Below are 11763 nucleotides of genomic sequence, written 5' to 3'. Positions count from 1 at the left end.
CGCCTCGGCGGGCCGCACTCGCGGCTGATTCCAGTACGGTCGAGGCGGGAGGTGATTCGTACCTGGGCCAGCCTGACGGCGGTGGGTCGCTTTGCCGAAGGGCTCGGCGTGCGAGGCTTTGCGGTGGAACTGTGAAGTTTCGCGCCCGCGAAACTGGCCACGGCTTTTAGTTATCGAGAGCGTCGAGCAAATTTGCCCAAGTAGGGGCTTCCCCTGGCTTCGTGTTGTGAGGCAATGCAGGTTTAGGCTCGGGTTTATGCTCGATCAGCCGAAGTGATTGTTGCAGCTCTTGTATCTCTGCACGCAGCAATCGAACCTCTTCAACCAGCGAGTGTAGGGCTGGGTGTAGGGCGTCAATTTCAGGTGTAGGGGAAGTGTAGGGTGAGGGTGTCGGGTCAAGTGTAGGGCGGTGTAGGGTGATCCCCTGTGGTTCGCCATAAACACGGATCATTTCTGATAGGTCGATAACCTTTTGCCCTTTACCGTCTAGGCCAGCAGTTACGCGGCCTTTAGACACGGCCTCATGCAATGTTGAACGGTGTAAACCGTAGAGTTTTGCCATGCGGCCGATGGTTAATTTTGCCATGTAGGGCAGTGTCGGGTTCTGTCTGTAGGGTGCCCTACAGTCTACTGCTATTTATGAGACTTAACCGACCATTCCCTAACGCGGTCCGGTGGACCTTGTTGGCTACCGTGCTGGTAGGCAGCACAGCTGCCAGACCCACACGGCAGCTTGTGAAAGACACAGGGTTTGCGCTGAGCGAGCAAACGCAATATCTTTGGGTAATAGATACATAGCATTAAAACGAAAAAACCCTGCCAAGGCAGGGTTTCATTCGGGCCAGCGGCGACTGCAATCGCTCTGGCCAAGGTCTCGGGGAATCTCTGCTTTTCGGTGCGGGGAACGAGACCTGGTAAGCCAATTCTGTCGGGAAAACTCCCGTCTGTCCAGCTTCCAGCCTCCCCCGACACCTCTTCCCGACGCTTGGAATCAAGATGCTTTGGGCCCGGGAAGTAATAGCTGCCGATCAAGGGGATCTCTTCACGGCAGCCGGTATAGCCGGTTAGGTGCGACCCGCAAGGGCGAGAAGGCAATGGCAGGGCAGCGTAAAAACCCAACCACGGGCGCTGTCACTGTCCTAAAACCCACCAACCGCCAGACGCCGAAGAGGGCAGGGGGCGCAGTGGTAAACAATCCCCGAAAGTCTGGAACGCCTGTTGGGAGTGGGAGCCGGGTGGTCGCACCTGGAACAAAATCCTCACTGCGTGGAGTCATGCGAGACGCTTTTTTTAAAAGCCGATCGTAGGGGCTCCCACGCCAGTGGGAGCCATCAAGTGCGTCGCGCAGCCATCATTATTGCCGCCAGTGGGCGGCCTTAGACTGGCGTCAGCCATCATTGCTCGTGCTCTTGTCTCTCAAGGTTATTACCGGCTTTGGATCTTTCCCAGTGAGTGGGGGTCCCCCTTTAGGGGGTCGAGCTGGTGAGCGCGTAGCGCGAATGCTTTTGGATTTTTGTTCTTTTGTACCTTTTCACCTTTGTACTTTTCCTATGGCCCTTCTATTGCTCAAGCAATAACCGCAGCAATAGAAAAGCCAATAGAACGACTAATAGGTCATACGCCGCTGAAACAGATCAATAACGCTCCATCCCTTCGGTCTGTCATGGGCGCCCTGCGGGACGCCCAAACCTTACGGGGGAGCGCCCCGTAAGGCTTTCAGGGTTCCGACTCGCTGCGCGAGCCTCCACCCTCTTTCCTCACCTGCGCCCTGAACGGGCTTGTCTCGAAAATTCACCCGCGTGCGCGCCCGGCAAAGCCGGACCAACCTGCATTCTGCAATTGCGCGACGTCTCGTTGCGGTCCTTTGTCCCTTTCTCGACTGCTACATCGCGAATCCAGGTTGGTCCGGTTTCACCTGACGCGCACGCAAGCGTTGCGGCCGGATGCTTCGCACCCTGGTTACGCCCTGAACGGGCTTCACCAGGGCAGACCGGAAAAATTTGGCCTGGGGGCCATTTTTCCTCACCCCCCTCGTGGGCTCGGGAGGCGTCTGTCAGGCTGTTCTCGCCACCAGAGGTGGCGGTTTATCCGAGCAGCTTTTGGCTGCTCGGGATGCGCTACCATGCGATTTTTTTAAGGAGCAATCTCATGCAGCGTTTGGTAAAGCCGTCTGATTACGTCCTACAGGACGTTCTTGGCCAATCGATGTATCAGATTCCCTGGGAGTCCAGGCTCTGCCCGGGCAACCCTGCAGAAGATCCCGAGGTTGGCGCACTGCTTTACAACGCATTCGTCCAGGATCAGGCCAAAGGTGTTGTGCCGCGGACACCCACCGAGCAGATGAGCGACATTCTGGATTGGGTTTTCGAAACGGCGGGCGAACCCGCCCGCAGCCTAGCCGCTGACTTGGCGGCAGCGTACCTGGGCAAGCACGCCTTCCTGATCGATGATCTGGAGGATTGGGACGCGGAAACCAAGTCGCATCGGGCGCACATGGTTTTTCATGGAGAGGACATTGGGAGAATTTCAGCGCGAACCGTCATGAAGTTGCGGGCTCGAGCCGCTGGATTTTAGGCGCAAAAATATCGCTCGCCTGGTTGTTGCTACTAGCAACACGGGAGCGCATGACGAATAGAAAGGAACCTCACTATGTTGAAGATTGACCCGGCCGCGCTGGGTGCCTTGGCCGTCCACCTCGCCAAATCTGAAGCGGCTGGCCAAGCGGTGTCAGACGCGAGAGACGCGCTGGAGGCGGCGGCAAACGTGGGTAGAGAGCCGGAGCGGTTGGTCTGCCACAAAGCGTTATACCTTGCCGCTGAAGAGCGAGAAGACGCGCTGATGGATCTGGAGGACGCGGTGCGCGTGGCGCTGTACGGCCCGGATGAAGACGACAAAGACTGATCCGAGCGTTACGAATAACGCCGCGTATGTAAGTCGGACACAAAAAATCCCGCCCCAAGGCAGGATTTTTTGCTTCCGAACTCACCAATCGTCAGGGCGTTCCGCGTGCTGATGGAGAATTCGATATATCAGGATGGTATCCCCCTTCCGCGTGTAAATAGATCGATAGGGGTATTTCGAAATAATCAGTTCTCGGCAATCAGGGATATCCGAGGCTTTCCCTAACTGAGGAAAGGTCTCCAGTCGGGTTATGGCTTCCAGCACTTGGAAAATGACTTCCTCGGCCTTTTCAGCACCTAGACGCGGTTCGTAATGCTCGTAGATACCTTCGAGGTCACTGTCCGCTTTGCTGGTTAATGCGATTTTCGGCACGAGCCACCCACTTAGCCTTCACGGCATCCAAGTCGATTAGATTGCCTGCCTCAGCATCAGCGATCCCTTCGGCTACCGCTCGAAAATGCCAGGACTCTGACTCTACATAACGTGCCAATGCACGTTTGAGATGGTACTGACGATCCCGATCAGTTGCTTCAGCGAGCTGATCGAGCTGGTTAATCAGCTCCGATTCCACACGAAAAGACAGGACAGGCGAGGCCATGTTATCACTCCACACGATTTTGTCTACGATGTAGACGTTGTCTACTCATATTTGAGTATTCCACTATCAGTGGAATATCGCAACTATTTGCTAATCATTTATGAGCACTCACTATCATCGATCCAGTGCGAATAACGCTGGTTAGGTTAAGTACAGGCACCGCTATCTGATCAAAAATCGTGCGCCTTCCAGTCGCTGTGCGCCGTCCAGCAGCGGCACAGGGCTCAAGGTCTGCGTGCGATTGCTTCGCTCCTTCACGCGCTGCCTACGGCCTGCGCGCTTTACTCGCTCGGTAATCAACTAAGGGAGGATCGCGGCTGCACTTAGCGTGCTATCACTGTGCTATCATTTTCCCGTACATGGAAGATGGTCAGCATTGATTCAGAACCCCGTTTCTAATCAATCGCCACAGGCTAGAGACAGCGCAGGGAATGTGTGCTTCACCCTATCCCGCATAACAATGCCTCCACTTTAACCCCTCCATGTACGACATCCCCTCTATCCTGAACATGGAATCGCTATGCCTGACATCAATGAACTCAAAGACAAGTTAAATACCAAAACCTTGAATATGGTATTGCTGTCGAGCGCAACCCTGGGGCTGTATCTGTTGCTGTGGCTTGTCAGAACCAATCAGAAAATCAGCGAAACAACCAAGATCAAACTGGTCGATAACACCTACATTATCTGGCTGGCCGTCTGCCTTGGCTGGAGCGGCGCTTTATCCAATGTGGGTGAGGCACTGTTCGATGCGCTGTCCGGCATTCTGATTATTGCGGCAAACGCCCTGTATATCGTCTGGGCGTTTAAAGCCAAAAATGCCTTGTCGGAATACGCCCTCCGCGAGCATAAAATCGATCTGCGCATGAACGCGTTCTACACCTTCTTCTTGAACGTCTTCTACATCAACTACTGCATCAACGACCTGCCTGAAGAGCAACGTAAGCAACAGATCCTGCGTGGTCAAACCACTCAGGTCTGATGCGATCGACAGGCTGGCAGTCTCAACACGATTGCGGGCTGTTTGCTTGGCAAGCGTTTACCAGAAATTGTTATAGCCCACTAGGGAGGAATTTGGTTGCTCCGCTGACATCATCGATTTTCTTGATGCGGTAGGCTTTCACGCAAGTTTCGTTGCGAGTATTGGTATCAGGGCAATATTGTTTGATGAAGTCAGCCAGTATCATTTCTTGGCCATTAACGGTGAGGATACGCTTGTAATATTCACCGTTTATTCCCTGGGACTGACGGCTGGTCGTCATTTCTTGATCTATCACTAGGCTCCCGTGTAGGTCGACGGTCGATAACTGTGTTTTTGGATCTTCTTTGGAGCAGGAGCTTAGGAGGAGACCTACGGCAACTAGCGTAAATAAACGCAGCATGATGGATTTATCTCTGATAGCGGGTGCCCCGGACTTTGGTCCGGGGGCGGTCGATAGGAAGATTACTTGCCGAATAAGCGGCTGGAGCGATTGACCTCAGCTTTTCCGGCATCTTCCAGTAGGGATTTGGCGCCGGAAGTCATATTGCGTGCAGAGTCAGCTTCAGCTTGGATCACATCGGTGCGTGCCGCGTCATTACGCAGTTCTGCATCGATGTAATCGTTTGTGCGTGCAGCACGGGCTCGCTTGGCTTGTATTGCTAGACGGCGTTCTTCTAGATCTAATGCTCGTTGCTCGTCTTCGAAGACTTCTTCACGAGTTTGAACGCGCTTATGCTCGATCTCTTGTGTTTTGCGCTGCTCAGAGGCCTTTTGCTGCGCTGCTTGCTGCGATACTGCACGTTGCCGACGCTCCGCAGCGCTGCGCGCTTCGGCGCGGGCCCGTTCGGCTGTGGCTTGGCGGCTACGTTCCGCTTCAGAGGCCGCTTCAGCCTGTTTGGTTTGCTGTTCGATTTGGTGCAGGTTATCGAATTGGTTTGCTAATGTAGGCATGGTGAGCAGTGCTAGGACGGAGCCCAGAGCAATGTGTTTCATATCAGGCCCCTTAGCTTTTCTTCGGTTCTGGACAGGTCGCATTCGGCTGAATACGTGTTTCGTTGGAGAGCGTCATTACCATCAGAGATATTTCGCCAACCTTGAACTCACAAGGGCGACCGACCTGAGCAGAAGTGAAAATCTTGCCGTTTTCGGAATAACCAATCAGTACGCCTGGCACTAAGGTGGTGCCATTGACCATCGATCCAGCCATCGCACCAGCAGCGCCACCGGCGACACCGCCAACTAGGGCCGTGTCAGTGTTTTTCGTATTGCCCAGCGCAGCACCACCGATAAGACCCAGTACCCCTCCTGCCATCATGGCTGCGTTCTTATTCTTCTCATTGCTGACTTTGATTTTGCTCGGCGAAATCGTAATGATTTTTACGGTTTTAGCTTCCTGCTGGGTGTTTACCTGAGTGGCGTCAAATACATCTGCTTGATACTCCTCACCGGTAGATTGGCAGCCAGCAAGAGCGGCAAAAGCAGAAAGCACCAAGCAGCGTTTTAACATCATCATTTCTAATATCTCTATGAGCGTAAGAAATCCCGAATGGGACAATCCATTGTTATTTGAAGTCAATGTGCCATCATTCTAATCAAACTCAAGAGGGCAAGGCTAAGGAAATTTGAGTGTATTGGGCTCTTAAAACCAGTACCAATAACGGCATTTATGGTAAATCCGGCCATGACTCAGCCGTCGCGGGTAGGGAATAGTTGGGGCTGATATGCGAGAGCTTGCCCTCCCTGAGCACCAGTCGTGGCGAGAAGAGGATCGGTAGCCCACATAGTGAACAGACTAGACGACTACGACAGTTATAGGCACATATTGGCCGGCGTCGATGATCCGCTCGTGCACCTGGGCAACATACAATTTTCGGTCAACCGCATATCCAATGCGAGGAAAGATCACATGAGAAATCTGCTAGTGACACTGCTCCTGCTCGCCCCCCTGACGGGATCGGCTGCTGACAGCGTCTGCGAGAACTTGGCCGGTATGGCAAAAAGTGCGGCCGTGGCCCGCGATAACGGACACTCCTTAAAGGCCGCGCTGAGCGTCGTAAACAATGGGGATGACGACACAGATAAATTAGTACGCAACACCATTCGGCGGGTGTACAGCAGCCGGGCGCTGTCGCCTGAGGAGATCGAGGAGATCTACCTGTCGAAGTGCATGGAATAACCTCGGGCGGCTTGTCTCATGATCCGTGCACGCTTACGGCCGATGGCCACGTCAGTCAAAGAGGGAAGGATTCCGACTAGATGTCCATTGGGCGAATAGAGAAAACGGAGATTTTTTGTACGCTAAGGCCGTGACCTGTCAGGTTGAGGCCATAGAGGTTGACGCGGAAGCGTCAGGGAAACGCAGAAATAAATCCTACTCTGACGCTTTGCGAGCGCCATTCATCCTGTTGGTTGGGGTTACCGTGCGTTTTTTCCGAACTTTGCGTTCACCCCTAGTTGCCCGTCGCTCCAAGCCCTAGCTGTCGCATAAATCCTAATTTATGCGACAAGCTCTAATCTGCCGAATTCGTTGGTTCGGAGTTGTCGCGTAAATCTGTCGCGAATGGTAATTTACCTGCGACAAGTTATGCGACAGGTGCTTCATGAAAAACGAAGGTCAGCAGATCGGATACGCTCGGGTTTCGACGCAAGGTCAGGATCTGGAGCAGCAACGGATTGCCCTAGGGCAAAACGGTTGTCAGAGGATTTTTGAGGAGAAGGTCAGTGGGGCTAAGCAAGACCGTCCAGAACTCAGTCGGCTGCTCGATCATTTGCGACCAGGTGATGTGCTGACCGTAACGCGGTTGGATCGCTTGGCCAGGTCAACAACCGACCTCCTCCACATTGCAGAACAACTCAAAACCTTAGGTGCAGGTCTGCGTTCACTTGCAGAACCATGGGCCGACACCACCTCCCCAGCTGGGCGCATGGTTTTAACAATCTTTGCCGGAATCGCTGACTTCGAGCGATCTCTTATTGGGGAGCGCACCAGTGCTGGCCGAGCTGCCGCGAAAGCCAAAGGCGTTCGATTTGGGCCAAAGCCTATTTTGACTTCTGGGCAGATAATTCATGCACGTAGGTTGATTAATGAGGGTCAATCAGTGGCCGAGGTTGCACGTCTTTTGGGTGTGCATCGAGCCACGCTATATCGTGCGTTGCCTGTGGGCCTAGATGGCTGCGCTGAATCTACGATTTACGTAAAAGCCCTCACAGCTAACGGGCAACCGTCGAGAGGTCTACCGGTAACTGACAGCGGCCCATAAAAAACGCCCCTCATCGAGGGGCGTTTTAACTTGGCCTGCAACGAGCAGGCCTCGTTGGGACTCAGAGTTAGTTATTTGAACAACCGTTACCCATTACTCGGTATTCCATAACGTGTTGCTGACCTTGATGGTCCAAATAAGTCATTTGGACTGGAACCACCTCACAGACGTCAGGGACTGCGTCCATGTGAATCACTTTGGCGATGTCGAGGTGTGAGCTGTAGCTGTATTGCTCAACAGCAGGTTGATCAGCAAAGGCCATTTGACTACCCAACATTACAAAAGAAGCGGTAATCAATGTTTTAAACAGTTTCATTTTCAATGTCCCAACGATGCAAACGGTTTGTGTCTTCAGTCGGAATGTTTAAAGGCCGAAGGCTCTACGAAACGTGGGAGGGTGGTTTGCTTGGACCCTGCTGGTTCGGCGTTTCGTGGCTTTGTTTGGAAGCTGTGTTTAGTTTATGCCTCTGGGTTTTTTGATAAATCCCAAAGACTGGAAAGCATTGTTGGAGGAACAGTAACAATCGGTGGCTGCGATACGGCTGGATGTTCGCGTGGCTGAGTGCGAAGAACAGGAATTATGGTTAGAAAGATATGTTCCTAGTCCTCAATTGGTGAGCGCACCAGTGCTGGTCGAGCTACTGCGAAAGCAAAAGGCGTTCGCTTCGGGCCAAAGCCTGTTTTGATTTCTGAGTAGATAACCCATGCGCGGCGGATGATCGAGGAAGGTCAATCAGTGGTCGAGGTTGCGCGTTTTTTTGGTGTGTATCGAGCCACGCTATACCGTGCTTTGCCTCAATAGATAGATCGGGATTTATGTTAATCGGGGCAGCTCCAGGTTGGCTGCCTGCGGGCTTGTGGCCAAAAACGACCTTCACGAACAAGCGTTTCTACTCGACCTCTACAGTCGTGTATTGGTTGCTTTCGCGCACGCCTTGCAAGCTTCGAAGCCCAACGATTTCAGAAAGCTTTCCTCCTGAGATTGATCATGACTTTTCCGGTAATACTGGCTTAGCATGGATTTCAACAGTCTTTTGTAGACGTTATGCCACTCCCTATCAAGATCAGTTGCCTGCGGGCTGGCGATCACGCGCCTTGGCGCGAAGGTTCGCTTTCTGACTTCAGGGTACGCCTCGTGAAATTCCTTAGCAGCCCGAAGGTGCGACTGGATTGCCTGCTCCATTTCCTCCACGGTAAGCAGGCTGAATTCGCTTTGACCGGAATTATTGTATTCAATTCTTTGCGGTCTGTTCTTGAGCAAGAACCGCGCTTCTAATGCGGTCAGAAATTTTTCCTGATCGTCCTGCAGTAAGTGCTTGTTTGCCTCAGCGAACACCCGGAATTTTTCGATCTCGACGGGGCCTTTTAGCTCTATTTCCGGTGGAATAGTAAAATTCAAATAATCCGATTTCAGGTAGCTGCAGGAGCTATCAAAGTGGTACTTCAGTGGGCCATTGCTTCTGAATAGATGCCGGCCATCGTTTCGTTGGGCCTTGGTGCCAGCGACCCTAAATGTTTCGATACCAGACGCTACCAGTAGCTCGGCATACAACGATTTCAACTCAACCACTGATAATATCCAGGCCAAATCTTCTTTGTAGATCGCTTTACTAACGTGTTCATCCACTTTGTGGACCGATTCGAAATAGAGGTCTTTCAATTTACCCATGCTACTTTTGGTCAGGTAAACCTGTGCTTCTTTGACGTCCACGGCCCCTCCTTGAATATGCCAATCCATTGCGTTGTGCCTTGATCGAAAGTCTATTTACAGCGCTGGACGTTTGTTCTGCAGCCCGGTTTTTATGGTGATCACGTTCGCCTTTGCCAACAGGTCCAACGCGCACCCAGGTTGGAGCATGCAATCCTGTTTGAGTGCCTGTTCAGCAGCATCCATGATCGAGTCGGCACGCGCGAAGGCGGAGGTCGCGTAGGCCTGCAGACGCGCTGAGAGGACTTCTGCAACAAGCCCAGTGGCACTTTTTCCGGACAGTTCAGCCACTAGGTCCAGCATGGCAGAGACCTTTTCGCCGGGTCGTACATTGACCATGGCGTGTTGCTCTGCCCGTGCTTCTATCTGGGCTTCACCAATAGCTTGGATCACGGTCGAAAGAATACCGATGCTCATTTTTTCACCCCATCCAACTTTTCTTTGATTCCAATGAATGTATCGCTGTTGTAGGCATCTTCAGGCGCGCTGGGATCCGGCATCATTTCATACGTCGCGTTGAACGCTAGGATGTTCTCCAGCAGATGTTGACACTCAGAACCGATGGCATCAAATACCCAAGGTCTGGACAACACATCGTAAGCAGCGCGCTCATCGGCGGTTTTGGCCAACAGCGCCCGAGCGTCTCGATCAGGAATGCTCATCAATTCATCAAGCAACATGTCATGCAGGAGCTTACTAATCAGCACTGAACGTGATACGCCTTCGTGCTCTGCTAAGGCATCGAGCAGATACAGGTCGTGTTGCTTGATACGTACATTGTATTTGCGCTCGTTTTTTACCCGTTGAAGTGGCTCGGGGCTGGCCGTTTCGGCAAAGGCTTCGGGGTGTATGTCTAGGGTGTAATCACCATCGAGGATCGACCCTCTGCTTACCGAAAAGCTTCTGGCGTTCTCAGGACTCATAAATGTGTTCTCTTAGTATTGGAGTAGACGGTGATCAAAGCCTCGCCCTCGATAACAAGCGATGCACCACCGCGCCGTGCCAGCCGCTCAAGCATTTTCAGTTCTTCACGTTTCTGTTGTAGCAAGGGGGTAATGGCGCGCTCTGGGAGTACAAGTCTGTCTCCCCGGGCGTTCCAGTCACCAATGGTGAGAATCGCCCCGATCATGGCTTCTGAAATACCGCGTTGCCTCATTCGATCCTGCAGATGCTCGGTGTGCATGCCGTCATTACTCGTGTTGTGTTTATGGCTTCTAGAATAGCCAATTATTGGATTAATTAAAAGCCATATTTTGGCTTTTAATTGGGTGGTGATTTTTGGTCGTCGGTACGGCCAATGCAGTGGTTGGTAAGACGAAAAAAAGCGGCGCTGAAGACCAGAACCGCTGCAATCAGCTGAGTAATCGGACAAATAGCGCGTGTTGCTACTAGCAACACTGCGAATAACGCCGCTTATGTTCAAAAGGCCCCCACACTCAAGCCGAGCGTGGGGGCCTTTTTTGTGGGCACGGAAACCACACCCCTCCTACACTGGTACGCCAGACCCCACCTCTGTGGTTTTACGCACTGTGGGCCACTGACTCGGATAAGGACGCCACCTCCATGCCGTTACCCGTCACACCGACCTATGAGCGCGGTTTGCGCGACCTGCGCGCACTATCCCCCGAGACTGCCGAGCTGGCCGAGCGCATCGCCCTGGACCTAAAGCCTGAACTGTTGAGCATTGCGTCCGCCACCCTGGAGGCCCAGTTGCTGGATCTAATGCAGGAAGTGGCTCAACAACATATCCGCTGTGTGACACGGCTATGGGACTGGTTAACAGCTGTGGCCAGCGCGGGGGCGTTACCCGTTAAACATGTGGCCTTTTTTGCGTATGACGCGGCTGCGCTGGGCGGTCCGTACGGAGTAGTGCCCGAATGAGCGGCCGTTACGCTAACGAATACGATCCGTTTATCGCGATAAAAATGCCCCTTGAGGTTCTAGAAAGTCTGAGCCGCCGCCTGACAGCCATCGAGCGCAGCGCCGACACCCTGCAGGTGCATCTGGCCAGCGAACGGGCGCAAGGCTTCGTCGAAGCGCTGGAGGTGCTTAAGGTGTTTAAACCGGGGGAGATTGAAAGCCTGCACCTGATCATGGATGACGCCTCACAGGCACGCGTCAAGGCGCTGCTGCTGTGATCGGGGACGGGATTCACGAAGACGCGCTGCAGCACCTGGTGCAACAGAGCGCGGTCAGGGAGTTTGTCGCCGGCCGTGATACCACCCGTACCAAGTGGACGTTTTCGGTACGCCTCGGCGGGCCGCACTCGCGGCTGATTCCAGTACGGTCGAGGCGGGAGGTGATTCGTACCTGG

At 53.2% G+C, this 11763-nt stretch carries 17 protein-coding genes and 2 pseudogenes; 8 read left to right on the top strand and 11 right to left on the bottom strand.

The features are described from left to right. Positions 1-166: 166 nt before the first annotated feature. Entirely contained in the window at positions 167-586 is a 420-nt protein-coding gene (locus FHL07_RS23445; RefSeq protein WP_073515003.1) for a hypothetical protein, read from the bottom strand. Between the two features lie 1562 nt (positions 587-2148). On the opposite strand from FHL07_RS23445, the gene FHL07_RS23440 reads away from it, so the two are divergent. Both FHL07_RS23440 and FHL07_RS23435 read left to right on the top strand, forming a co-directional pair. Then, positions 2149-2574: a hypothetical protein gene (locus FHL07_RS23440; protein ID WP_138738983.1), complete on the top strand. Its 426-nt coding sequence runs from the start codon at positions 2149-2151 to the stop codon at positions 2572-2574. Between the two features lie 75 nt (positions 2575-2649). Beyond that, complete coding sequence (locus FHL07_RS23435) at positions 2650-2901, top strand: hypothetical protein (protein WP_138738982.1); 252 nt, start codon at positions 2650-2652, stop codon at positions 2899-2901. An 81-nt stretch (positions 2902-2982) separates the two neighbouring features. Here FHL07_RS23435 and FHL07_RS23430 read toward each other — a convergent pair whose 3' ends face one another. Together FHL07_RS23430 and FHL07_RS23425 are read right to left on the bottom strand one after the other, a co-directional pair. Next, positions 2983-3273, bottom strand: coding sequence for a type II toxin-antitoxin system RelE/ParE family toxin (locus tag FHL07_RS23430; protein ID WP_138738981.1), 291 nt, complete (start codon positions 3271-3273; stop codon positions 2983-2985). Continuing rightward, positions 3236-3499 carry a CopG family ribbon-helix-helix protein gene (locus tag FHL07_RS23425; protein ID WP_010657468.1) on the bottom strand — a complete coding sequence of 88 codons (264 nt, stop codon included), beginning with the start codon at positions 3497-3499 and terminating at the stop codon, positions 3236-3238. Before FHL07_RS23425 ends, FHL07_RS23430 begins: the two co-directional genes overlap by 38 nt. Before the next feature lie 520 nt (positions 3500-4019). On the opposite strand from FHL07_RS23425, the gene FHL07_RS23420 reads away from it, so the two are divergent. Beyond that, entirely contained in the window at positions 4020-4481 is a 462-nt protein-coding gene (locus FHL07_RS23420; protein ID WP_138738980.1) for a DUF4234 domain-containing protein, read from the top strand. A 70-nt stretch (positions 4482-4551) separates the two neighbouring features. On the opposite strand, the gene FHL07_RS23880 is transcribed toward FHL07_RS23420, so the two are convergent. The 3 genes from FHL07_RS23880 to FHL07_RS23405 form a co-directional block, all read right to left on the bottom strand. After that, a complete protein-coding gene (locus FHL07_RS23880) occupies positions 4552-4761 on the bottom strand; it encodes a hypothetical protein (RefSeq protein WP_238705580.1) in 210 nt (69 codons plus the stop codon). Between the two features lie 182 nt (positions 4762-4943). After that, a complete protein-coding gene (locus FHL07_RS23410) occupies positions 4944-5474 on the bottom strand; it encodes a DUF5384 family protein (RefSeq protein ID WP_138738978.1) in 531 nt (176 codons plus the stop codon). Positions 5475-5484: 10 nt separating this feature from the next. Continuing rightward, on the bottom strand, positions 5485-5994 hold the full coding sequence (locus FHL07_RS23405; protein ID WP_138738977.1) for a hypothetical protein: 510 nt from the start codon (positions 5992-5994) through the stop codon (positions 5485-5487). 393 nt (positions 5995-6387) lie between these two features. On the opposite strand from FHL07_RS23405, the gene FHL07_RS23400 reads away from it, so the two are divergent. Together FHL07_RS23400 and FHL07_RS23395 are read left to right on the top strand one after the other, a co-directional pair. Further along, positions 6388-6657 (top strand): hypothetical protein, encoded by a 270-nt coding sequence (locus FHL07_RS23400; protein ID WP_133143878.1) that lies wholly within the window; start codon positions 6388-6390, stop codon positions 6655-6657. A gap of 424 nt (positions 6658-7081) precedes the next feature. Then, positions 7082-7639 (top strand): annotated as a pseudogene (locus tag FHL07_RS23395) (recombinase family protein); the annotation flags it as partial. A 169-nt stretch (positions 7640-7808) separates the two neighbouring features. Here the strand turns inward: FHL07_RS23395 and FHL07_RS23390 are convergent. Then, complete coding sequence (locus FHL07_RS23390) at positions 7809-8018, bottom strand: DUF2790 domain-containing protein (RefSeq protein WP_238705581.1); 210 nt, start codon at positions 8016-8018, stop codon at positions 7809-7811. Between the two features lie 327 nt (positions 8019-8345). Between FHL07_RS23390 and FHL07_RS23385 the strand changes: the two are divergent. Next, positions 8346-8543 (top strand): annotated as a pseudogene (locus FHL07_RS23385) (helix-turn-helix domain-containing protein); the annotation flags it as partial. Between the two features lie 99 nt (positions 8544-8642). On the opposite strand, the gene FHL07_RS23380 reads toward FHL07_RS23385, so the two are convergent. From FHL07_RS23380 to FHL07_RS23365, 4 genes are read right to left on the bottom strand one after another with little or no spacing between them, the layout of a single operon-like run. Continuing rightward, the gene (locus tag FHL07_RS23380; protein ID WP_138738974.1) at positions 8643-9452 is read right to left on the bottom strand and encodes a hypothetical protein; all 810 of its coding nucleotides are present in this window, start codon (positions 9450-9452) and stop codon (positions 8643-8645) included. A 54-nt stretch (positions 9453-9506) separates the two neighbouring features. Then, positions 9507-9866, bottom strand: a complete 360-nt coding sequence (locus FHL07_RS23375) for a hypothetical protein (protein ID WP_138738973.1) — start codon at positions 9864-9866, stop codon at positions 9507-9509. Beyond that, the gene (locus FHL07_RS23370; protein WP_138738972.1) at positions 9863-10372 is read right to left on the bottom strand and encodes a hypothetical protein; all 510 of its coding nucleotides are present in this window, start codon (positions 10370-10372) and stop codon (positions 9863-9865) included. Before FHL07_RS23370 ends, FHL07_RS23375 begins: the two co-directional genes overlap by 4 nt. Next, complete coding sequence (locus tag FHL07_RS23365; RefSeq protein WP_138738971.1) at positions 10369-10872, bottom strand: hypothetical protein; 504 nt, start codon at positions 10870-10872, stop codon at positions 10369-10371. The genes FHL07_RS23370 and FHL07_RS23365 overlap by 4 nt, the downstream gene beginning before the upstream one ends. A gap of 140 nt (positions 10873-11012) precedes the next feature. Between FHL07_RS23365 and FHL07_RS23360 the strand changes: the two genes are divergently transcribed. Both FHL07_RS23360 and FHL07_RS23355 read left to right on the top strand, forming a co-directional pair. Further along, the gene (locus FHL07_RS23360; RefSeq protein ID WP_048362293.1) at positions 11013-11330 is read left to right on the top strand and encodes a hypothetical protein; all 318 of its coding nucleotides are present in this window, start codon (positions 11013-11015) and stop codon (positions 11328-11330) included. After that, complete coding sequence (locus FHL07_RS23355) at positions 11327-11587, top strand: hypothetical protein (RefSeq protein WP_138738970.1); 261 nt, start codon at positions 11327-11329, stop codon at positions 11585-11587. Before FHL07_RS23360 ends, FHL07_RS23355 begins: the two co-directional genes overlap by 4 nt. Positions 11588-11763 lie beyond the last annotated feature (176 nt).

This window comes from Pseudomonas sp. FSL W7-0098 (assembly GCF_005930585.1).
In the GTDB taxonomy this organism is placed as follows: domain Bacteria; phylum Pseudomonadota; class Gammaproteobacteria; order Pseudomonadales; family Pseudomonadaceae; genus Aquipseudomonas; species Aquipseudomonas bubulae.
Note: the sequence above shows the minus strand (reverse complement) of the source record. Positions and strands in the feature narration are given on the sequence as shown.